This window comes from Candidatus Villigracilis sp. (assembly GCF_057083605.1).
This window is the reverse complement of the sequence record NZ_JBXMTI010000077.1, coordinates 1-22704: the sequence shown is the minus strand read 5'-3', so window position 1 is coordinate 22704 and position 22704 is coordinate 1. Positions and strand designations below refer to the sequence as shown.

The window sequence follows — 22704 nt, the reverse complement described above, 5'->3', positions numbered from 1 at the left end:
CAAACGCCCCTCCGCTAAAAAGATTCAGGCGCAGGAAGAACAGGCCGAGCCGCAAATTGAAGAACAGGATTCCGTTGCTGATGATCTGTTTGAAGATATTCGTCGTTCTTTGAAAGAGGAGGAGATTTCGAAGAAGGAGAAAAAACAAAAAGGAATCATACAGCGAGTGACCAGGTTGATTAAGCCTGAAAAGGCTTTGTCAACTGATGAGCTGAAACAAAAAGTGCTGGAATCAAAACCAGAAGAGGCTGAGAAAGTTCCTGTTTCTGATGATGCTCAAAAAACAGTTGAAGGCACCCCGGCTTTACCCACAGAGGAGGAAAATGCACCTGTCGCAGAGGCAGTTGAAAAGTCGGAGCCTGAAGCGAAAACTGAGAGTGTTGAGAGTCTTCCGGCGGAGCAGGATGTCGCGGAGTTCATCCTCGGGCTTGAACCCGTCGAAATAATTCCAGAAAAGACGGAAGCTGAGTTGCCTCCTCAACCGGAACCCGAAGAAAATAAAATTACAGAAATAACGCGAGGCAGTGAAGTTCTTCGAACTCAACCTGAAAAAGAAAAGGTCGATGAGAGTTTTGAAGCCATCCGTGAAGTGGCATTGGAGGATTATGGGACTTCAACTGATCAGACGGAAGCCATGCCGGCGGTTACCCCTCGGCAAAGATTCAGGATCATGCTCAGAGGAATGCGGACGCTGGATAAGGTGTTGATTTTTGGAGCAGTAAGCTTGATTTTCTGTGCAGGGATGATTGGCTTTGGGGCAATGTTTGTACTTCCGCGGATTCAAGCCCCGGCGGGACCAGCGGTTCCGACTCAAGATTTACCTGTTCCGGTCCGAGTGACTTTTACCGGCGGCTGGGAATTTCAACTAACAAAAGGCAGAGTGGTGGATGGCAAATGGTCACCGCGGGGTGCTGAATGGTTGGAAGGGACTGAGTTATGCAAGTGGGTGGCCCTTCCGTGGAGCCTGCAATTGGAAGCTGTAGTTCGCAGCCTCAACTCAGGTGACCCCATCGAATTGACGATGAGCAATGCAGACCAACTGGAGTACAAGGTGTATTCAATCGAAAAGGTGCCGGTTGACCAGATCAATACATTGGAAAAAAAGACGCCCTGCCTGTTGTTGATCCTTGCAAATGAAGATGAGGATACCAGGTGGGTGGTGACAGCGCTACCTTAGAAGGCGTCTGAAGAGTCTTAAAGTTGAGTTGAATTCACCACAGATAAAATGGATGAACACTGTTTTTTTGGATAAAGCCCAGGTAAACTGTTTTCAAATCCTATTTATCTGTGTTCACATCGTACCCGGATGGATATCTGTGGTTAAAAAACGAATTTCAAAACATCTTCTTGGAGTCTTCGATTTAGAAGAAAGGAATTAACTATGGATCAAACAAGAATCCTGTTGATTGATAAAGATGAGACCAATCGAAATTTTCTGGCTCAGATGCTTCAGAAGAACAATTATGTCGTCTCCCATGCAGCCTCTGGCAGGGATGGGATTGCGAAAGCCGCCCAGGACTTGCCGGAGTTGATCATCTTCGACACCAACCTGGGTGACCTGATGGCAACAGAGTTGATTGGGCAGTTGCAGCAAAATCCGCTTACGGCGCATATCCCCTGCGTGGTTTTGAGCAGCCAATCCACCCCTGAAGAAATGCAGGCATGTATGCAGGCCGGCTGCGCGGAATATTATGTTAAGTCCGGTATGGTGATGGTCACCATGGTGAACGCCATCCCCAAACTACTTTTGGATAAGAAACGAAGCCACCCTGAAAAAAAGGAGGGATTACTAATAGTTTTCCTTAGCGCAAACGGCGGGATGGGAACATCATCGCTTTGTGCAAATATTGCCATGAATGTGGCTCAACAAACCCATCCCTCCACAGTAGCTGTAATGGATATGGTTTTACCCATGGGTTCGCTGTCTCAAATTATGGGCGCAGACGACAATGACTTTAATATCATCAAAGTTTCGGAACAACCCACTGATGCACTCAAACCTGAATATCTGAATGACAAATTAATGATTCCACCTCACTGGCTGGTTCACCTGTTGCCAGGCTCACCAGACCCTGAAATGGCAAGCCACCTGGCAGTGGATCGTATTCCGGGCGTCATCGCAGCTCTCAAGAAAGCTTATGACTTCACCCTGGTCGACCTGGGTCGTGCATTATCCAAGATAAGCCTGCCCATTATTCATCAAGCTGACTTGATCGTATTGGTCATGGGGACAAACCTTAGCACGATCAGCCTGACCAAAAAGGCGTGTAATTTTCTGCTCGATCAGGGCATAGAAAAGGATAGGCTCTTTCCGATCCTCAACCGCGCCGTTGGTCTGGAGGGCATCACCAAAGCCGAGGCTGAGAAAATTTTGGGCTTTGAGATCAAGTTGACGATCCCTTATATGATGGGGAATTTTGCGCTGGCCAACAACCAGAATATCCCTCTCAGCATGAAACTACCCAATGATACAGTCAGCATTGTGCTCAAACAGGCTGCTGTTGAGATATCAAAACAAGCCATAAAGGTGCAGGATAAATAGTTGCATTCAAGACCCAAATGCGTTGCAGTTTTCGATAAGAGCTTGCATTTTTGTAAGGTTGTTATATAATTCTATTGTACTTAAAACCCGATACTTCTTCCCGCATTCTGGTTCGTGACCTTCCCCATAAATGTAACTGTAGTTGGTGAAGCACTTCCGTATTTATTGATAAGCAGAGAGGTTAAGCATAGAAGTGATGAGAAATCATTTTCGCGCGCAGGCTTTGGTGGAGTTTGCCCTCGTTATCGTGTTGCTGTTTATGATCGTCTTCGGCCTGCTGGAGGTGAGTCGCCTCCTTTTTGTTTATGCGGCTGTGATTACATCCAGCCGGGAAGCGGTGCGTTATGGTTCCGTCTCGGGCCTCAATGACGCTGGTAACCTCTACTATCAGGATTGTAACGGGATCCGAAACACTGCCAGAAGGCTTGCGTTTTTTCAAGACCTGCAAGATGATGATATCGTGATCGAATACGAGTCGGTTGTATACGACTCAGTGGCGGGTGACTATGTTTCCACTGTTTTTGATATCTGTGATGATTCGGACGGCGTAGCCGATGGAGTGGATAAGAATGTGATCGCAGCTCAGGGTGATCGCATCCGCGTGACGATCACGGCCCGCTTTACCGCCATCGTTCCCCTTGTTCCACTTAGCAACATGGATATCAACTCTACTTCAGCGCGCACGATCATGGGCATTATTGAAATTGAATGACTGGTTTTTAAAGGATCGGCCTGTAAGGAGGACGATATGAAACTCAAATTGAAGCGGCAACGCGGTCAAGCGTTGATCATTATCGCATTTGCAATTATTGGCCTTGTCGCCATAACTGGCTTGGCTGTTGACGGGAGCCTGGCATTTTCAGACCGGCGTCATGCCCAGAACGCGGCTGATACGGCTGCGATGGCTGGCGCTCTCGCAAAGATCAGTGCAGATCCATATTGGACTGTAGTGGCAAGGAATAGAGCTTTGGATAACGGCTACACAGATAACAAGGTTTCCAATACTGTGTATGTGTATACCTGTGACGATCCCGCTTCCAGTTGCGGGGTGAATTATGCGGGTGACCCCGATTATGTGCAGGTAGTTATCGAATCACACATCGACACCTTCTTTGCCAGGGTGATTGGCATTACTAAAATGGATAATCGTGTGCAGGCGGTTGCGCTCGCGAATGCCGGTGGAAGTTTGTATGGCGAGGAAAACATTATTGCTCTCAAACAGGATTGTAAGGAGCCAGGTACTTTTATCGTTGAAGGGAATACAACCGTAAATTTGGAGGATGACGATGGGGGACTGGGCGGTTTGTACGTTAACACAGATTCTGCCTGTGGATTTACCTGCAATAGTGCTGGACCTATAATTAATGGCGACATAACGACAGCCGGTGGCGAGATTGATGATACCGGAGTATGCAGCGCTGACGGCGTCTCAAGCACTGATGGTGATCAGTGGGAATTCCCGGTTACCCTTGATGACTTTGGTATTGATGTTCCTTCAGAATGTACCAGTCCCGTTGGTTCCTATAAGAACTACAACGGAACTTATGATGGAACCACAACTCCTGCTGATACCGGAGACGATGGAATTTACGTGGGGATGGAATTGACTGTGCTTACTCCAGGCTATTACAATGACTTCCCCCCTCCAAAATTAATTGAAGAGGGAAAATTGTACGAAAACATTTTGATGCTGCCTGGCGTCTATTGTGTGGACCATGTGATCAAATTTACAGAGACTAATCCTAAATTGCTGATCGGCAAGAACGTCACCATCTTCATTCGCGCGGGATATGATTTTAATATCAATGGAGGTGAAGTCCACCTTGATGCGCCTGACGAAGGTGATTATGCTGGCTACCTCATCATCGTTGAGCCCGATTACGGAGACCCTCTCTTATCGGAGCCGCCGCTGGCTTGCATCATAAATGGCGGTTCATCCAATACTTTTGAAGGTGCCGTTCTAGCCCCGTATTGCGATGTGACCGTTGACGGAAATAGCGAAAATATTGGCCTTTCTTCCCAAATCATTGCATATACGGTGAAAATAACTGGAGGCGGAACCGTCAATATTACTTATGATGCGGACAAGAGCCCTGTTCTGGATGCTGAAATTGGCTTAATAGAGTGATTTCTCTGCTGCAAACATTAGTTGGTTTAAACTAACTGACATAAAGAAAAGAACTCCAGGATTTCCATATGGGAAATCCTGGAGTTCTTTTCTTAAATTACTTTCCCATCTCTACTTCTTCGCGGGCTTTGCCATTTCATCTTTGACGGTGTTATATAAACTTTCCGCCTTTAATTCGCTCAACGCATAACACGGCGATTCGAGATGATCCGCGAGTTGCTGTGCGAGGCCCTGGTCGAAAGCCGCGTGTTCCATGTTGATGACGATGGAGCGGGTCTTCTCGTGCGCAATGAGTTCCGCAAATTTGAAAGACTCTTCCTGAGGCGGCAGTGTGCCGATGGATACATTGCCTGCACCGTCGGTTAAGACGATCAGCAGTGGTTCCACATCGGGATGAATATGTTTTTCGTGTGTGAGCACATCATGCGCCATGAACAGGCCTGCTGAAAGCGGAGTCTTCCCGCCAACGGGAATATCCATTAGTGCGCGTTGTGCAAGTTGGATCGAGTTGGTGGGGGGCAGGACGAGCGTGGCACGGTCTTTCTGGAAGACGATCAATCCCACGCGATCACGGCGTTGATAAGCATCGGTCAACAGCGAAAGGATGGCGCCCTTTGTAGCGTTCATGCGTTCTGCAACAGCCATAGACCATGAAGCATCTACAAGGAACAATACAAGATTCGCAACACGCTTCACGCGCACTTTACGCTGAAGGTCGCCTTTTTTAATAGAGAATGCCAGCTTCTTGCGTTCTTCAATGCGCTGCTTTTGGAATGGGGCTGCGGCGCGGAAGGTGGCATCGAATGCGATATCGTTTAATTTATCGCCGGCAGGGCGTGCCTTGATATAGCGGCCATGCTTTCGCTCCGTTTTAGTGAGCGAACGACGGCCGGCTTGTTTTCTGGTCAATTTATCGAGCGGGGTATTTAACTTACGAGGCTGGAAGGTCTCGCCTGCCTTCACCTTTTGTCCGCCGTCCCACCAATTCGCATTGGCGCTCGCGAATACTTCCTGCTGCTGCATGGGTTCGGGGTTGCCCTGTTGCGGACCTTCCTGCTGCTCATCTTCGAGTTTTAAGTTTTTTTTTCCTCGGATTCGCCGTCCTGCTTGCTTTCGGACTCATCATCCGTTTCGCTCGGGACCGATTGGCCTGCCAGTTGCTCGATGCGTTCCTGCAACTGTTCAGTTGTCATTTCAGCTTGCTGGAAGGGTGTGCGTTTGATGCGGTGAGGCAATGCCAACTCTGCGGCAAGGGCGATGTCATGATCGTTGATCTTTGTGCGGCCTTCGAAGGCGGCTTCCGCACGCGCGGCTTTTAAGATGACCAAGTCTGCGCGGTGACCATCGACGTTTAACGAGGCGGTGAGTGCGGCAATGGAAAGCAGATCACGGCTGGTATAGGTGACTTGATCCACGAGTTCGCGTGCGCGCGCAATTTTCTGCGAAAGCTCTTCCTCTTTTGTGAGCCATTGTTTGCGGAAGGCTTCTGAATCTTTTTCATACGCGATATTGCGTTCCATGATGGTGACGCGTTCACGCGCCTCTCGGATGCCGACGATGTCCATCGAAAGCGCGAAGCGATCCAGCAATTGAGGGCGGAGATCTCCTTCTTCAGGATTCATCGTCCCAACGAGAATGAAGCGTGCCGGGTGGGCAAAGGAAATGCCCTCGCGTTCAACCGTGTTCACGCCCATGGCGGCTGAATCGAGCAGAATGTCCACTACATGATCGTCGAGCAGATTAACCTCGTCGATGTAGAGCAATCCACGGTTTGCGGAAGCCAGTACGCCGGGTTCAAAATGACGTTCGCCCTTTTGAATGGCCTGTTCAATATCCAAAGTACCGACCACACGGTCTTCGGTAGCTGAAACGGGAAGGTTGATAAAAGGCGTGGCGCGTTCCGCGGTTGGAAGTTTTTTCGTTGCAATGGCGCGTTCCTTACATTCGGTGCACCAGGTTGCGGGCTTATCGGGGTCACACCCAAAGCGGCAGTCTTGCACAATTTTGACGTGCGGTAACAACGCAGCTAAAGCTCGCGCGGCAGTGGATTTTGCAGTACCGCGCTCACCACGGATCAACACGCCGCCGATACGAGTATCAACGGCATTTAGAATGAGTGCACGTTTCATGCGCTCTTGTCCAACGATGGCTGTGAAGGGAAATATTGCGGGCATTTATTTACTCCAGCCCGTGATTATAACGCTTGTTTCATCATACAGGGTATTGCGTTAATGTCAAATTAAAAAACTTTTGACTTTTCAGCGAAACTGATATCGTTGCGAGGGCGTCCTTGTACTTCGCCCGACACTGCGCCGCACTGCGTTTGTTGCTGTGCGGTGAGCAATCTCATGCTGAGTCGGGGATTGCTTCGTCGGAAAGTGCAAATGCCCTCCTCGCAACGACATGACACTTTTGTTTCTTTCACTTGCCTGCGCGCTCAAGAGGATTAAATACATTAAGAAGAAGCAGTGAATCACTCCGCGAATGGCAGGGTTGCCAACTTCCCCATTCACTTGTATAATCCACCTTACATTTCAGTTAATTGGAGTCACGAGTGATGGATGAAAAAGATGCCCTGAGTGGGGCCGCAAATGCGCAGGGAGACCAGCAAAATAACAATCAAACAATGGAGTCACTGCTCGAATCAGAATCGTTAAGTGTTGAATTGCCCCAGGCGGGCGAGATCCGCAAAGGCGTGATCGCAAGCATTGGCTCTAATCAGATTCTTATCAGCATTGGAGCTAAATCCGAAGGTGTTGTTGCCGGTCGCGAGTTGGAACAACTGACCGAGGAAGAACGTGCCGAGTTAAAAGTAGGACAGGAAGTTAACGTTTACGTGGTTAACCCTGAAGACCAAAATGGTAATGTTGTCTTGTCCTTCAAACGCGCCCAGGAACAAATGTCCTGGGAAAATGTTGAGAAGATGATCGCCGATGAGACCGTGATCGATACGAAGATCATTGGTTTCAACAAAGGCGGTTTGATCGTTGCAGTTGGAAACCTGCGAGGTTTTGTTCCATCCTCTCAGATCAGCGCCACACGCCGCACACAATCCTCGGGCGATACACCTGAACAGCGCTGGCAGAAAATGGTTGGGCAGCCGATCTCCGTCCGCATCATCGAAGTAGACCGTGAACGCCGCCGCCTCATCCTTTCTGAACGCGCCGCCAGCACCGAATCTCGTGCCTCGATGAAAGACCGCGTAATCGGCGAGTTGGAAGAAGGCAAGTCTTACACTGGCCGCGTCACCAGCCTGGCGGATTTTGGCGCATTCGTCAACGTCAACGGCGCAGATGGCCTCGTGCATCTCTCTGAACTTTCATGGGATCGCCTTTCACATCCCAAGGAAATTCTCGAAGTCGGCCAGGAAGTGCAGGTCAAGGTTATCAACATTGACCGCGAGAAGAAACGCATTGGTCTTTCCATCCGCGCTTTGCAGGATGACCCCTGGAAGAGTCGCGTTGAGAAATTCAGCGTTGGCCAGCTTGTGGAAGGTGTCATTACACGCCTCACCAAGTTTGGCGCCTTTGCCCGTCTCGAAGGTGATATTGAAGGTCTCATCCACATTTCCGAGTTAAGCGAGAACCGCGTTGAACATCCGAAGGAAGTTCTCAAAGAGGGTGATGTCAAAACCCTGCGCGTCATCCGCATCGATGCAGACCAGCATCGCATCGGCTTGAGCCTTCGCAAAGTGGACTCAGCTGCCTTCGCCGACAAAGACTTCAAAATGCTTACACAGGAATTCAGCGAGCAGGATGAAGAAGACAAAGGCGAAGAAAACAAAGAAGAATAAAACAGAGCGCACCGAAAGGTGCGCTTTTTTGATAACCATATTTCCACAGGCTCAATAACCATATCTTGACAGGCTTGAAACCAATGACACTAATCGTTGATGCTCACGCAGACATTGCCTATAATATGTTGAAATACGGGCGCGATTACACACGTTCTGCTACTGAAACTCGCCACCTCGAGGCTGGCACTCAAACCGTGCTAGATAACGAAGATTCCCTGCTTGGCTGGGATGATTACCAGCGTGGACAGGTTGCAGTCATTTTTTCCACGCTCTTTGCGGCGCCAATCCGTTTTAGTAAAACCGAAAATAAAAAACAGGTTTATAAAAATTTCGATGAGGCTTACAAACTATATCGCGAACAGCTATTAACTTATCATCGCATGACCGATTCCATCCCAGATAAATTTCGGCTGATCGCTTCATCCTCCGACTTGAAACTGATTCTGAACCATTGGAAGTCTCCCACTCTTGAACCTACTTCTGCTCTCGGTGGCATCCTCGCCGCCGAGGATGGCGGGTTGAGCAAAGGCCATCCCGTCGGCATGGTGGTTCTCATGGAAGGCGCGGAATGTGTGCGTCATCCCGCCGAGTTGCAGGAATGGTATGAAATGGGTGTACGCCTCATCGGCCCTGCTTGGGTTGGTACGCGTTATTGTGGCGGCTGGAAGGAGCCAGGCCCTCTTACCGATGATGGCCGCGAATTACTGTCAGCCATGGCAGATTACAACTTCATCCTCGATCTTAGTCACATGGATGAACGCGCCGCAATCGAAGCATTGGACAGATATCGTGGACCTATCGTTGCCACACATGCCAATTGCGCTGCGCTGATGCCCAACTCAAATTCAAATCGTCATCTTTCAGATCGCATCATCGAAGGGATACTCGAACGTGATGGAGTGGTGGGCGTTGTTCCATTTAATTCATATCTAAAAGTTGGCTGGGTATCAGGAAAAAATCTGCGCACCGAAGTTCCGTTGGGAAATGTTGTAAATCATATTGACTATATCTGTCAGCTTGCCGGTGATTCCCTCCACGCTGGCATCGGCTCAGATTTCGACGGCGGCTTTGGCGTACAATCAGTCCCGCCAGAAATTGACACAGTGGCCGACTTGCAAAATCTGGTATCCTTATTACAGGCACGCGGCTATTCCGAAACTGATATTTCAAATATCCTTGGCGGTAACTGGCTGGCGTGCCTCGAAAGGCATTTGCCCTCCTCATGAGCACTAATAAGCCTCTCTCTGCCTCAACTCCTGTCGATACATCGCCCCGCATGGACGATGCCATCACGCCTCGCATTCGTATCAGCATCACCATTACCTTGATCGGGCTGTTCATCTTTGCCGTTGGCGCCAAGCCTAACCTGTTTGGCTGGGATCGCAGCCCGGTGGTGGGCTTTGTTCAGATCGCAGTCTTCCTCATTGGGCTTGGTCTTATTTCCTTGGGCGGATACCTTGGCCTGCACTCCCTCTGGTGGGGGAATGAACGCACGATCACCTCAGATATCGGTTCGAGGCTGGTTGGCACCGGTTATGTCATTACTGTCTTTGCTGGCCTGGCAGATGTATTTGGGATGGGTTCGCATCCTTTTCCCATGGTTCCCTATTTTGGCCCGTGGCAGGCAACGGGGGTTTTGATCGGTCAGGGAGTCATCGCATTGGGTTTCCTGCTGATGATCCCATTTAATTATCCCTGGAATCGCTGATGAATCAAAAACGCTCCAGCTAAATTGGAGCGTTTTTTTCATTACGAGATCTTTCTTGCTTCCATATAAAAACGTTTCTCGCGCGCCTCGCCCATCGAAAAAGTTTTGCGCGGCAAAGCGCCATCCAGGATCACCGTCTTGAATAGCTCATTTTTGTGCATACCTGCTAGATAAAAACCTGCGTTGTCAGGCTGTAAAGCGAGACGTTCCACTACATCCTCTCCGTGCACGTAATCGATCTTTTCCGCGCCGCCATCTTTCAGGAAAGCATCCAGGAAGGATTGAATAGTGCCCACTGCCAGATTGGATGATGGATTCGAAATCTCGATCACGCCAAACTGCTTCCCGCCTCCAACCAGACCGATTGCCTGCTTCTCACCATCGGCCTGATTCACACGTTGAGTCATTTCCGCGCCGTTTGCAACAGTTGTGTACTTAAAATTCGCACCGAATGATCTTTCAAGCTCCGCGAATAGATCTTTCTTCAACCCAAATAGCACGCGGTGAATTGGTTCAAACTCCAAGCCTTCATCATGGACGTTTTCAATCTCAACCAGTGCATATCGCGAAGGATGATCCATACCAACCTGCGGCTTTATCTTTTCCCAGATCGCTTTAGCAGTTGCCAGTGAATGATTGCCATCACCCATCGCAAACAACAGGACAGGTTCATCTTTGCCAATGCCGTATTTGGACGCAAATGTTTCAGGCTTGGCGAGTCCGCGCAAGGCCTCAACGACTTGATTTTCGTGTGATTCGTCAACTGCATATCCCGCAAGGTGACCGCTATCCAGCATCAAGTCAAAATCATATAACTTTTCGAGTTTGGCTTTATTTGCGCCTAATGGTTCAATGACTGTGCGATTCGGGTCATCGATCAACACAAGGATGTGCGGTAACTCCATGGCTGCACCCTGGCGGATCTTGATACGAGGTGGCAGCCGATCCACAATTGTCCCTTCGGTGGCGCGAATTAGGCTGGATGAACCTTTATTGTAATCATAGCGTTCAAGGTCAAGGCACAGGATGATGCCCTTGCGTGTTTTTCCTGAAACCGTGCGCTCTACATAAATGAGGCCGTCACGCGGCTGGAGAATTCCCTCATCCATATATTGACGCATGGTCAGTTGAATATTTTTAATACGCTCTTCTTCACCGGGCTTATCGAGATAAACTTCAGGAAAAGTTAAGTTCAATGTCGAGGGAGAATCGCCGACGATCTTTTCCACTTCATTCCAATATTCAGGTTCGGATGTGAACTGGTCACAGGCGATGACAGCCCATTTCTTTAAGTCAATGCCTGCCTTGGGCAAATACACCTGCGGGATTTGAATGCCAATATCGTTAATGATTTTCATGGATGTCTTCTCCAATTAAATTATTCGTCATTGCGAGGGCGCTCTTGCTATTTGCCCGAAGCAATCTCATTGTTGTGATGGAGATTGCTTCGTCGAGCTGAAGCCCTCCTCGCAATGACGATACGAATGTTATTTTCCATTCTTCGCAAACGCAATTAACTTCTCTGCCACTTCCGCGCCGACGCGGGCCTGGGCTTCTTTGGTGGCTGCGCCAATGTGTGGTGAGCCGATCACGTTATCCAGTTTGAGCAATTTCCAATCGGTGGGTGGCTCGTCGTTGAAGACATCTAATGCTGCGCCAGCAACTTTGCCGCTGGTGAGTGCATCGTATAAGGCATTCTCATCTATAATGCCGCCGCGTGCGCAGTTGACGATGCGGACGCCATTCTTCATTTTGGCAAATTGTTCCGCGCCGATCATACCCGCGGACTCTTTGGTCTTGGGCAGGTGCAGGCTGATGTAATCAGATTGAGCCAGCAATTCATCCAGAGTGATCAACTTGATGCCGACGGCTTCATTAACGTAAGGATCATAGGCCAGCACGTTCATATCAAGCGCATGGGCGCGCCTGGCAACCTCCTTGCCAATATTGCCAATACCGATCAGGCCGAGGGTCTTGCCACCGACCTCGTCGCCGTTGAAGCTTTTCTTGTCCCATTTTTCAGATTTCATCGAAGCAGTGGCTTGATAAAGAGAACGTGCCATCATGAGCATGTAACCGATAGCCAGCTCCGCCACCGAAGCGGAATTTGCCAGCGGTGTATTCATCACAGCGATGCCCTTGGATTTGGCATATTCAAAATCAATAGTATCAAGACCAGCGCCGCCTCTTACTATGACTTTGAGATTGGGGCAAACGTCAATGAGCGGCTGCCTCACCTTGGTTCGCGAGCGGACGACCATGCCATCGTAGGCGGGCAGGACATTCGGAAGTTCTTCGGGAGTGATGTCATCACGCACATCCACAGTGAGACCCGCAGCGCGCATTTGTTCAATATATTCTTTTTCTGTCTTATCGCAAATTAGAACCTTCATGTTTTTCTCCTAAGCAGATTGATTTTTTTGATTGATTCTGTATAGCGACATTTATGTCGCAACTATTCGCGACATAAATGTCGCTGTACTTTGCAGTACTTGTTGGAAATTAATAACAGGAATCCAACCGACGGATCGGCTGAATTCCTGTTTGGGTAGGCAATATCAACACGGTTTTCATTCTAACAACGAGAAAAACCTTTGTCAACGACGTCTATCAGTGGAGAATCATGTCAATTGTTCTTGTAGATTTGTCTGACAAGCCGATATAATGCTGTGAAGACAACAGCGTGGTGCATCGCACCATCAGAAAACAGAATCAGCTTCACGGTCCAGAATGAAGCGCATAAAAATATCTATAAAACAGGAGTCCCATCAATGTCTGATTTAAAACGAGCCCATAATTTCAATCCTGGTCCCGGCGTTTTGCCGCTGGAAGTTTTGCAGGAGGCACAGGCCGAATTGCTGAATTTCAAAGGCACGGGAATGTCGGTGATGGAGATCAGCCATCGCTCGAAGGAGTTTGAAGCGGTTATCCAAACTGCCGAAGCGGACTTGCGCGAACTGCTCAGTATTCCCACCAACTATAAAGTGATGTTCCTTCAGGGCGGTGCGACATTGCAATTTACAATGCTGCCGATGAACCTGCGTGCTGCCGGCGCTTCTGCTGATTATATTGTGACAGGCACGTGGAGCAAGACCGCCATCAAGGAATCCAAAAAACTTGGGACAGCCCGCGCCGCTGCCAACACCGAAGCGGATGGTTTCAACTGTATCCCCGCCAGCCTTGACCTGGACCCGAAAGCCGCGTATCTGCATTTCACATCCAATGAGACCATTCACGGCGTGGAATATTTTAATGAGCCGACTCCACCTATGGGCGTGCCGCTAGTATGTGATGGTTCATCCGATTTCATCAGCCGCCCGATTGATATTACAAAATATGCTTTGCTTTATGCGGGCGCACAAAAGAATGCGGGACCTTCAGGCGTTACGGTTGTCATCATCCGTGATGATATGCTGGAGCGTGTGCCCGATAACCTGCCCGTGATGCTGGATTACAAAACACTGGCTGCAAGCGGATCATTGCACAACACCCCGCCCTCCTTTGCCATTTATATGGTGGGGCTGGTCTTCAAGTGGGCCAAAAAACTCGGCGGACTTGCGGCTGTCGAAAAGAATAACCGTGCCAAAGCGACACTGGTATACAACGCTATTGATGAAAGCGGCGGTTTTTATCGTGGACACGCAAAGCCCGAAGCCCGCTCACTGATGAACATTCCCTTCCGTTTACCCAGCGAAGAACTTGAAGAGACTTTTGCAAAGGATGCGAAGAAGGAAAACCTGATCGGTTTGAAAGGCCACAGGTCGGTGGGTGGTATGCGTGCCTCCATTTACAATGCCATGGATTTGGCTGGCACGCAGGAATTGGTTAAGTTTATGAAGGAGTTTCAGAAGAAGAACGGGTAGTGAGTGATAAGTGAGAGGTGATCAATAAAGGCAAAGTCTCCGAGTTCCCAAAAGGACTCGGAGACTTTTTTTCGATACTTGATCGTTTCAAATAGGTGAATTTGACTTTGCGATCCTCACAATATCCTGAGTGACGATCTTTGAGTTCATGATGAAAGTATGTATCGCAGGGATTGTTTGCACAGGAACACTTGGCAACAATGTCTCTTTGACGGTCAGCAAACCATCGTTGGGTTCTTCTCCGAACGGCGAGTAGCGTCCGCGCGGACCTGCGATTCCTGCATAGATTTTCGTAGGCACGTTTGGCAGAGGCAATGACTCCATGAATTGTTTGTCGGCAAGGACATGCCCGATCTCGCCCATCAGCACCCGAATCAATCGGCGGTGAGCAAAGTTGCGCGCCGCCTTGCTTACATGGGATGGGGGAGCCAGAAAGAAACAAGCCGTTGGTTTGTGGATCAGCCTCGGTAAGGTGGCACGCGTCAGCACTGTTCCGAGCGAGTGCCCCACAATAATATAGTCATTTGTTCTGGTGCGCTTTGCGATGAATTTCTCAAGCCTTTGGATGCATTCATCCCAGCTTTCAAAGGTAACCGAGTAACCAAAAAGATGAGGCCGAATATTAGCTGCTCGCAGCCGCGCCGCCAAAATAGACATGGCCATGGGCGTTCGTCCCATTCCGTGGATTAAGATCGCATCCATTTGTTGAACTCTGGTCTTATCATCGTGAATGAATGAATTGCTATATAATAAAATACAGGCTACAACGGCTCAGGTCGGGTAGCTGCAAAAGCCCGCAGCGTAAGCAGACTCAACATCATGACAGCAAGGGTGAAGCCACCAAACCATAGCCAGTCGGCTACATCAGCGGCAGAGAACAAGTCGCGGTGGAGGATCGAGGCTAGCAAAACGCCAACAGCAAAGACCAGTGTTGCAGTTATGGCGATGCGGATTTCGAGCCAGGTCTCTCGGCGTGCCAGCAGCAAGCTTCCCACACCGTATGAAAGGAAGGGAGCTGAATACAACTGCGCGAGCAGAGGAGTGATCTTCCATGGCCATACAGTCACCATGAAATTGGGTAGGAACAACAATGCTAACGCCAAAACCGTGATCAGACTCCCTTGCGCCAACAGATAAACGCCTGCCCACTTCGGGACGACAGTGCCAGCCGGTTTCAAGTCTGATGCGCGTTGTTGCCATGCGAGCCAGAGCGCAATAATAGGATAAACCAGATAAGCGCCGAACCAAATCCAGACCTGGGGCCGTGCGAAGTTAAACTGATCCAGATAAAAGAGGGAGGTCACGAATAACATCCCAGTCCAAATGGCGATCATAGGCAGTACTATTCGCACCTCGGCCCAGCGTCGGGCGAGAATACAGCCCAGCATGAACGCAGTGCCGGAGAAGTACATGGCCCCCAGAAAACGTGCATGAAGAGGCGGCACCAGCCAGGGGATCGCCTGATCCACGTGGGCTGGGATAAAGTAGCCCCATGCGCCCACCCAAAGCGCTAACAAGCCGACAGCGGCGAAATAGATTTTTTGCCCACGGGTTATAGTTGTCATTATTTCTCCTTGTGGTAATAATGCATTTCAAGCGATCTCAGACTTTGAATCTACCTAGATTGACATCGTTATGCCCTACTGCTTTTCCGCTTGTTTCTGCAGATAGATGACGATAATCAGCTGCAGAACGATCATTAGCGCGGCGCCGTAGGCTGAGATCACATGTGCACTATGAATGGTGCGCGCAAATTGCGATTGGATTTCCGGTGTTTCGGCGTTTAGAATGAATCGGTCCGCAAGCGGGATGATATAGAAGACTCCCATGAAGACAAGCGGAGCATTGGTGACAAAGATTGGCCAGCGGAGATACCAGGGGATTTCTCGAATGAACAATTGCAATGTCATGGTCAGCAGCATAACCAATATGAAGATTTTGACCAGCCAAGTCATCGGTCCAAAAATGACCGTGTAGTAAGCAATGATGGACGAAAGGATGGGCGCGGGGATCACATCCGATGTGGTGCCTGAGGCGAGCGTATCCGCCATCAGCAGAAACCAGTGCATACAAAAGATAAAACTTGCGGAACACAAGAGCAGGGGTGGAACAATGTATCGAATAGCTGTCATAACCGGGTTGGGGTGATTTTTCATCAATGATTCCTCCAGAGTTGATTATACAATGGCACGCCCATATCCAGAATAGAGAATAGATTTACCAGCTTGGCTTTTGCGAAGTCGCGAAATTCTTAACGCGAATTACACGAATGACTACACTACGAAAATCTCAATCTACCGCGAAGCACGCAGCACTTGCGCCGCGCGCCAGTGCGGTGAGATCGCTAGGAATTCCTTTGTGTGCTTCGTGCCCTTCGTGTTAAGAAGAGTTTTTCAGAAGACTTACGAGTACGCTCCCCCTATTCGAATTCGACGCCAAGCAAACTGGCGAGAACACCGATCTCTCCCAGGTGTTGATAGGGATGGGTCATGCCGAAATTCATCAGGCATTTCCCCTTGCTCCAGCCAAGATAGTTTTGGATGAATCCTTCGGGATCACTATGAGCCAGCCCTTCATTAACCATAAGCTGGCGTAGGCGTCCTTCATCCATTACTGGATCAAGATCGCTGGAGGTGAGAGTGGAGATAATTTCACGCGTACGCGCCTGCACAGACTTTGAATATTCATGCAAGGCTGAGAGATCGATCCTTTGATTCAACTCATCCACTTCTGCGAATGTCATATTGGTTCCGTGATGCCGCCAGGGGACGTTCATGCGTTCCATCCACCGACCCTCATCCAGCACCTGCGGACGGTCTGCGACGAAACGATTTAGACCGGCGTCCTCCACTCGCGTGAGATGCCATAAATTCCACGCAATTGAATTAACTCGTGGATGAGGCCGCTGACGCATTAATTCAGGTGTGACTTCCGCCCAGATGCCTTCCAGCCAAAAGTTGTAAAGCGCATCGTAGCGTTGTATGAAGACTTGAGGGATGTCCATGGGTTGACCTATCCTATAATTTATTTTCTTTCTACACAATATCGCATAATTTATTAAACCATAGTCATGATATTTACTCGCAATCTCCACCAAAAGGCTTACTTAATTACTCACCTTATGGACAAAGTAAGTAGAAGTCGTACAATAGGGCAATGGCAAAGCGGAAATTCAAACTAACGGAAGCAGAACGGAAAGAACTGCGAAAAGCATACCAAGGATGTAAAGATGCGGCGACACGCACTCGTTACCAAGCAGTTCGTTTATATGGAGAAGGCTACGCAGAGCAAGAAATCGAGCAGATCACTGGCTGTAGCCGAACCAGTTTGATGGAATGGTGTCACGCATACCGAGAAGATCATTCCCAAGGACTGGTTGATCACCGAACTGGTGGTAATAGTGCCAAACTGAGCAAATTACAGATCGAAGAATTGCAACAGAAATTGCATCAATACACACCCAAGGATTTGTTCGGGACAAATACCAACACAGCGGATGGTCAATTTTGGACAGTGGAAGATCTGATGCATGTGGTTCGAGAACGGTACGGTGTTGAATACAAGAGCCGCACCTCCTATACCAGCCTCTTAAGCCTGTGTGGCTTTAGTTACCAGAAGACCGAGAAGATTTTCAAGTCTCATAGTCAGACCAAGGTAGCTGATTTTGAAGAGCAACTCGAAAAAAACTGATTGATGTGGCTCAAGATGCGCCAAATACTGTTTTCCTGGCTGGAGATGAAGCTGGATTATATCTACAAGCCACTACCTGCCATGTTTGGTCTCCAACCGGGCAAACGCCGATTGTGCGAGCCGATCCAGGACGAGCTAAAACGAATTTCTATGGAGTTTTGAACTTACACAGCGGACAAGAACTTGCCATGCGTTCCGATCTGATGAATGCTGAAATTTCGGCACAATCCTTGGAGATGATTCTGGATGCAAATCCTGGCGTGCCCATTATCTTGCTTTGGGATCGGGCACCCTGGCATCGTGGTAAACCCATTGATAAGGTGTTGGAGAAACATCCTCGTTTAGAGATCATTTTCTTTCCAACCGCCAGTCCAGATTTGAATCCACAGGAACATGTTTGGAAAGCTGTTCGCAAACAGGTCAGCCACAATCATTTGGAAGCACGGCTCCCTGAACTAGCTGATCGTTTCTTGAACCAGTTGAATTCGACTGCTTTCAAAAGCTCCTTTCTAGAACGCTACGGCTATGCCGCGATTTGTCCGATGTTTAATTGATTCGTCCATTAGGGAGAAAGAGTAGTTTATGCCCAATATCCTTCGACTGCACTTCTCGGCTTGCACTCGTCGCTCCGCTCACATCGTCCCGATGTCCTTCGGGAGGACGAAATTCGCGCTGAGCGGAGAGCGGTGTTCGTTCCCGCTCGTAGTCGGAGCGTGAGTGCGCAAGGTAAGTTTATTATGTTATAAGACAGGCGATAAAAATGCGCAGCCGCCCGGAGGAGACTGCGCATTTTTTAGAAGCGTAAATTTCCTGGGGACCGTATTTCGAATAGTCACCGTTTTTGTTTCGACTATACCTTTTTGCCGATCAGCCCGAAGATGATGAGAGCGATGCTTACCCCGCCCACCACCCCGGAGACTTGCCCGATTAACCTCATAAATTCCACAGGGTCTGTGGAACTTCCCGCCAGGGGCGTCATGAAGAAGAAAAACCCAATCGCCAGCGCAAGAAAAAGAAAACCAGTGAACACAAACCGCCAATTTCGTTTTCGCATATTTGACACTCCTTTAATAAAAATTTTGTCCTGCCAGGAAATTTCGCTGATATTAACCCGTTAATGTACGTGTCGTTTCGCCGCTTTGAGGGCAACGATTTTTGAGAGGGTTTCCGAAATTGAAATCGATTATCTCAATCTCTGAGTATATTTTGATGTTAATTTGCCAGTTCGCATTGCACAATAAACTGATTCCACTTAGCCGTAGAAGATCCATTTTGAATTTCTACCCAAGGCCCAGTTACACCCCTGGCATTTGGATCTGCACTGTCTTTGTTGAACGCGCGCAACTGAGTACAGTCTTGATTTATCTCGCAACCTGCTTGATCATTGCTATAAGCCCCTCCGCCAGGTTGATCAAAGAAGATATTAATTCCTGGTCCGAAATTCAGTATTACATCACTTCTTGAGTAGTTGTATGTTCCATGGATGGGAATCTGACAACTAGCATCTGTAACCAAGGCGACTTGCCCGGTTACGCAGTCCACTGGCACGCTTTCCATTAGATCAATAGAGAAGTTGGCTCTATATCGAAAGGGTATATCCATTGACTGTCCATTCGTAGTAACCCGTGCAGTACCTGATTCCCAAACCTCACTTAATTTAACTGTATGCATCATATGGCTTTTTGGGGCTGCTCGCACCGTAATTGAACGGGCTATGCTTTCAATAGTCCCGTACTCATATCCGAGTTCACTTGAAATTGCCTCTCCCAAGTTAACACCTGTTCCAAATACTTCAAGTTTTCCATCAACGTCAACTGTTAGGCCAAGCCCTACCATGATTGAGTGATTAATTCCCATAGTGCGTTCAATTACATTGTCAACTTCACCTGTTCCAGTACAATTCGGCTGATTTATATTTTCAGTTCGAATTGTCTCGTAAACAGGCTCGGTAAGATTGATGATTTCCACTTGATAGTTTTGTGCGTTGGACGATGAATCCCCATTGGTCGCCGGCGAGCACCCTGTAAGCATTACAATAATAAAAATGATATTGATTGCGACGATAAGTGATTTTGTCATTGTTTGTCACCACCTGTGATGGATTATTTTTTCTCAGAATTTTGTTTGTTATTATATCAGTCGCCAAACAGTTTGCGCTGACATCACTTGCACAGTATTGGCAAGGTTCTGGAACAGCGCATACCCGTAACAGCTACGCCAGTCGACAACCGAATGGCAAATAATCCAAAGCCGATTTTTTAATCAGCCAATGTTGGCAACCAAAACCAAAGTAAATATAGAATCGCTCCGTTGGGAAAAATTGATTGCATACCAATAACCGCCCAAAATGGGACTGGTTCAGTCTTGCGGAGTCTAGTCCGCGGCGGTTCATACTTTTGAGAGGAAAACGCGAATGTCTCGCCTCTCCAAATCTGATAGAGGATCAGGGCGTCCCAAAGGACACAAACAATTAAGACAATTACAAGAACCACTGCCTCAGTAGCCGTCATATTGATCTCCTCAGGGCTGCTAATGGTTTTCGCGAGGAGGCAGCCCTCGCCTCCTCACGCTGATTAAAGTGACAACCACGATTTGCAAGACAAATGCCCAAGCTCATAGGCTGAAATTGCCTTATCTGGATTTGCTGTGTAATATTGGATCAAACCTTTTACAGATTCTTGAATTTGTTGATTGGACATGTTTTTCTCCGTATGATCATTAGAAATGAAGAACATATTTGTATTTTATAGAATGGCTGTATGTCATTGTAATTAGACTTGACCATATTTTCTAATGCGGCAACTGAAATAAATTTGCATAACTACTTATAAATAGAATCATACGTCTCGTGTCCGAAATCTATGAACAAAATCCGTCCAATGATGATTTTTCAAACCAGTCCGCGCTTCTGCAATGCCGCGCGGGTCATGGGGCGCAGATCAGCTGCATAAGTGCTGGTGCGGCGATACGTTTTTTCGCTCCACTGACGAGCCTGACTATGGTACTCGTTCATGGCCGCTTCCCAATCAGAATTTCCCTTAAACCATTTGTTAAGCGAATCTGCGAGCAGAGCAGCATGGGTCGTGGCATGATCAATTCCCATACCGCTCCATGGATCCATGATCTGATGGGCATCGCCAACCAAAGCCCAGCCAGGACCATAGGGTACGCGCTGGTAGCACGGAATATTTGCAGCGCCTCTAATTTCCGCATGGATTTCCGCCTTGCCAAGTCGCGGGGCGAGTAATGGAAGTGATTCAAGATGCGCTTGAAGTCGTTTCAGCGGTTCTTTTTTGAAGGAGGGAAAATCGCTGATTGGCATGCTGAGGGCAACCAATGTCAGATTTGTATCAGTGGGGAAGACGTAGGTGAGCGTGTCTCCAAGGAAGTGATGTTCAGCGCTTGGCTTCTCCAAAGAGTCAAGGCCCTGAAAATATGTGTAATACATGCAACGTTGCACAGGAAAGAATGTCTCATAGGTTGGATTGAGGGCTTTGGCAACCATTGAATATAACCCATCGGCACCAATCACGATCCGCGCGCTGGCTTCATTCGTATTCTCCTGATCGCTCCAGCGCACACCGATCACCCGCCCATCTCTCCAAATCAAATCCTTGACGAGGGCACCTTCGCGGATTTCGACATTTGGTTCGCGTTTGACACGCTGGAAGAGAATCCAATCCAAAGTGATTCGACGCAGGCAAAGAAAGAAACGCAGGTGCTCTTCAACCGAATCCACGGGTTCGCTTAGGACATGCCCATCAATATAATTCCACATGACAGTCAGAGGCGGGGCGGCAGATTTAACCTCCTCTAGCACACCAAGCTTTTCAAAGACATGCAGAGCTGGCGCTCGGAAAAAGTGCGTAGAAAGAGTATCACTTGGAAAGCGTGCCTTATCCAAAATTAACACGCGTTGTCCAAACTGAGCCAATAGTGTGCCAAGAATTGAACCCGCAATGCGCGCGCCTACAATAATTACATCGTATTCCATAGCTGCCTCATGCTGGCGTTTTGTTGTGCAAGACTTTACTTGCCTTCAAGAACAAACTGTAAAACTTCAGCAATCCAACTATTCAGGCACTTGAACTGGTTGTGATTGCGCCTGCACGCTCGTAATTCACGACAATGACGCCATTCGAGCCGACTATGCTTTCCGTCAGCTTGAACGCTGCCAGGATCGTGCCATCAGCAAACAACCGTTTTCCACCACCCAACGTGATCGGATAGACCATCAGCCAAAACACATCGACCAGATCATGTTTGATCAACGTCTGAAGGAGATTACCACTTCCCCAAACGTGCAAATTCGGTCCTTGCTGTCCCTTGATCTTGGCGACTTTTTCCGCAATATCTCCGTTCAAAAACACGGACGGCTGCCATTCGTGAGAAGTGATGGTATTCGAGGCGATGTACTTGGTTGCCGTGTTGACGCCCGGCCATACGTCCGCATGTTTGGGCCAGTACGCTGCCCAAATGTCAAAGGTTTTGCGCCCTAACAACAAGTCAAACTGCGAGTTCATCTGCTTTCTCAAAGCTGTTCCAAGAATCTCGTCGGAATAGGGCCCTGCCCAGCCGCCATATGCGAAGCCGCCACTGGTATCTTCGTCTGGCCCGCCTGGGGCTTGTATGACACCATCAAGAGAGATATGTTCAAGCACAATAACTTTTCGCATGATTGAGTTCCTCCAACATCTGGATTATTCGAAGCCAGCCAACGGTTTACGCTAGCGGACAGTTGAGCGGGCATGGACTCTGCTTGGGTTCAGAAAAAAACTCGAAGCCAGCCTGTCCTGGTGTTCGCCCAGGGAAAAATGCTTGACTGCGAAGCGTGTCGCAGACTCCCCAGCGTCCAGTGCACGCTGTGTTATTAGAATGAAGTTGCATTGAGGCATGGCAGACAGTATCCTGAAGGAGATGGAAGGTCGGGGACGTGTCTGGGGCAGGAGCGTCAGGGACAGTCGGTTGCGGCCCTGG

General features: G+C 48.6%; 24 protein-coding genes. 10 read left to right on the top strand and 14 right to left on the bottom strand.

The window, feature by feature from the left end; all coding sequences use genetic code 11:
- From AC14M5_RS11885 to AC14M5_RS11870, 4 genes are all read left to right on the top strand, one after another.
- Nucleotides 1-1177, top strand: a 1177-nt coding sequence (locus tag AC14M5_RS11885; protein ID WP_484029880.1) for a hypothetical protein, incomplete at its 5' end; no start/stop codon positions are given.
- 204 nt (nt 1178-1381) lie between these two features.
- Complete coding sequence (locus AC14M5_RS11880) at nt 1382-2542, top strand: CpaE/TadZ family protein (RefSeq protein ID WP_484029879.1); 1161 nt, start codon at nt 1382-1384, stop codon at nt 2540-2542.
- Between the two features lie 196 nt (nt 2543-2738).
- Nucleotides 2739-3254: a TadE family protein gene (locus tag AC14M5_RS11875; RefSeq protein WP_484029878.1), complete on the top strand. Its 516-nt coding sequence runs from the start codon at nt 2739-2741 to the stop codon at nt 3252-3254.
- 36 nt (nt 3255-3290) lie between these two features.
- The gene (locus AC14M5_RS11870; protein WP_484029877.1) at nt 3291-4670 is read left to right on the top strand and encodes a pilus assembly protein TadG-related protein; all 1380 of its coding nucleotides are present in this window, start codon (nt 3291-3293) and stop codon (nt 4668-4670) included.
- A 111-nt stretch (nt 4671-4781) separates the two neighbouring features.
- Here AC14M5_RS11870 and AC14M5_RS11865 read toward each other — a convergent pair whose 3' ends face one another.
- Both AC14M5_RS11865 and AC14M5_RS11860 read right to left on the bottom strand, forming a co-directional pair.
- On the bottom strand, nt 4782-5693 hold the full coding sequence (locus tag AC14M5_RS11865; RefSeq protein WP_484029876.1) for a vWA domain-containing protein: 912 nt from the start codon (nt 5691-5693) through the stop codon (nt 4782-4784).
- Nucleotides 5694-5743: 50 nt separating this feature from the next.
- Nucleotides 5744-6844: a magnesium chelatase ATPase subunit I gene (locus tag AC14M5_RS11860; protein ID WP_484029875.1), complete on the bottom strand. Its 1101-nt coding sequence runs from the start codon at nt 6842-6844 to the stop codon at nt 5744-5746.
- Between the two features lie 383 nt (nt 6845-7227).
- Here AC14M5_RS11860 and AC14M5_RS11855 point away from each other — a divergent pair, with 383 nt between their 5' ends.
- The 3 genes from AC14M5_RS11855 to AC14M5_RS11845 all read left to right on the top strand — a co-directional run bounded on the left by AC14M5_RS11855 (nt 7228) and on the right by AC14M5_RS11845 (nt 10174).
- Entirely contained in the window at nt 7228-8463 is a 1236-nt protein-coding gene (locus AC14M5_RS11855; protein WP_484029874.1) for a 30S ribosomal protein S1, read from the top strand.
- Between the two features lie 83 nt (nt 8464-8546).
- Nucleotides 8547-9692, top strand: coding sequence for a dipeptidase (locus AC14M5_RS11850; protein ID WP_484029873.1), 1146 nt, complete (start codon nt 8547-8549; stop codon nt 9690-9692).
- On the top strand, nt 9689-10174 hold the full coding sequence (locus AC14M5_RS11845) for a hypothetical protein (protein WP_484029872.1): 486 nt from the start codon (nt 9689-9691) through the stop codon (nt 10172-10174). The genes AC14M5_RS11850 and AC14M5_RS11845 overlap by 4 nt, the downstream gene beginning before the upstream one ends.
- Nucleotides 10175-10215: 41 nt before the next feature.
- Here the strand turns inward: AC14M5_RS11845 and AC14M5_RS11840 are convergent, their stop codons facing one another.
- Nucleotides 10216-11532 (bottom strand): DUF1015 domain-containing protein, encoded by a 1317-nt coding sequence (locus AC14M5_RS11840; protein ID WP_484029871.1) that lies wholly within the window; start codon nt 11530-11532, stop codon nt 10216-10218.
- 129 nt (nt 11533-11661) lie between these two features.
- Entirely contained in the window at nt 11662-12567 is a 906-nt protein-coding gene (locus AC14M5_RS11835) for a hydroxyacid dehydrogenase (protein WP_484029870.1), read from the bottom strand.
- Between the two features lie 378 nt (nt 12568-12945).
- Here AC14M5_RS11835 and serC point away from each other — a divergent pair, with 378 nt between their 5' ends.
- A complete protein-coding gene (serC, locus tag AC14M5_RS11830) occupies nt 12946-14037 on the top strand; it encodes a 3-phosphoserine/phosphohydroxythreonine transaminase (RefSeq protein ID WP_484029869.1) in 1092 nt (363 codons plus the stop codon).
- An 87-nt stretch (nt 14038-14124) separates the two neighbouring features.
- Here the strand turns inward: serC and AC14M5_RS11825 are convergent, their stop codons facing one another.
- From AC14M5_RS11825 to AC14M5_RS11810, 4 genes are all read right to left on the bottom strand, one after another.
- Nucleotides 14125-14739 (bottom strand): esterase/lipase family protein, encoded by a 615-nt coding sequence (locus tag AC14M5_RS11825; protein ID WP_484029868.1) that lies wholly within the window; start codon nt 14737-14739, stop codon nt 14125-14127.
- Nucleotides 14740-14798: 59 nt separating this feature from the next.
- Complete coding sequence (locus AC14M5_RS11820) at nt 14799-15602, bottom strand: hypothetical protein (protein ID WP_484029867.1); 804 nt, start codon at nt 15600-15602, stop codon at nt 14799-14801.
- Between the two features lie 75 nt (nt 15603-15677).
- Nucleotides 15678-16193, bottom strand: coding sequence for a hypothetical protein (locus tag AC14M5_RS11815; RefSeq protein ID WP_484029866.1), 516 nt, complete (start codon nt 16191-16193; stop codon nt 15678-15680).
- A gap of 263 nt (nt 16194-16456) precedes the next feature.
- The gene (locus AC14M5_RS11810) at nt 16457-17041 is read right to left on the bottom strand and encodes a DinB family protein (RefSeq protein ID WP_484029865.1); all 585 of its coding nucleotides are present in this window, start codon (nt 17039-17041) and stop codon (nt 16457-16459) included.
- Nucleotides 17042-17193: 152 nt separating this feature from the next.
- Here AC14M5_RS11810 and AC14M5_RS11805 point away from each other — a divergent pair, with 152 nt between their 5' ends.
- Nucleotides 17194-17727, top strand: coding sequence for a helix-turn-helix domain-containing protein (locus AC14M5_RS11805; RefSeq protein WP_484029864.1), 534 nt, complete (start codon nt 17194-17196; stop codon nt 17725-17727).
- Nucleotides 17728-17732: 5 nt separating this feature from the next.
- A complete protein-coding gene (locus AC14M5_RS11800) occupies nt 17733-18281 on the top strand; it encodes an IS630 family transposase (RefSeq protein WP_484029863.1) in 549 nt (182 codons plus the stop codon).
- A gap of 296 nt (nt 18282-18577) precedes the next feature.
- Here AC14M5_RS11800 and AC14M5_RS11795 read toward each other — a convergent pair whose 3' ends face one another.
- The 6 genes from AC14M5_RS11795 to AC14M5_RS11770 all read right to left on the bottom strand — a co-directional run.
- Nucleotides 18578-18781 carry a hypothetical protein gene (locus AC14M5_RS11795; RefSeq protein ID WP_484029862.1) on the bottom strand — a complete coding sequence of 68 codons (204 nt, stop codon included), beginning with the start codon at nt 18779-18781 and terminating at the stop codon, nt 18578-18580.
- A gap of 158 nt (nt 18782-18939) precedes the next feature.
- Nucleotides 18940-19806, bottom strand: a complete 867-nt coding sequence (locus tag AC14M5_RS11790) for a hypothetical protein (RefSeq protein ID WP_484029861.1) — start codon at nt 19804-19806, stop codon at nt 18940-18942.
- 494 nt (nt 19807-20300) lie between these two features.
- Nucleotides 20301-20426 carry a hypothetical protein gene (locus AC14M5_RS11785; RefSeq protein ID WP_484029860.1) on the bottom strand — a complete coding sequence of 42 codons (126 nt, stop codon included), beginning with the start codon at nt 20424-20426 and terminating at the stop codon, nt 20301-20303.
- A 191-nt stretch (nt 20427-20617) separates the two neighbouring features.
- Nucleotides 20618-21721, bottom strand: a complete 1104-nt coding sequence (locus tag AC14M5_RS11780; protein ID WP_484029859.1) for an NAD(P)/FAD-dependent oxidoreductase — start codon at nt 21719-21721, stop codon at nt 20618-20620.
- 82 nt (nt 21722-21803) lie between these two features.
- Nucleotides 21804-22403, bottom strand: coding sequence for a dihydrofolate reductase family protein (locus AC14M5_RS11775; RefSeq protein ID WP_484029858.1), 600 nt, complete (start codon nt 22401-22403; stop codon nt 21804-21806).
- Nucleotides 22404-22454: 51 nt separating this feature from the next.
- A partial coding sequence (locus AC14M5_RS11770) for a hypothetical protein (RefSeq protein WP_484029857.1) occupies nt 22455-22704 on the bottom strand: 250 nt, incomplete at its 5' end.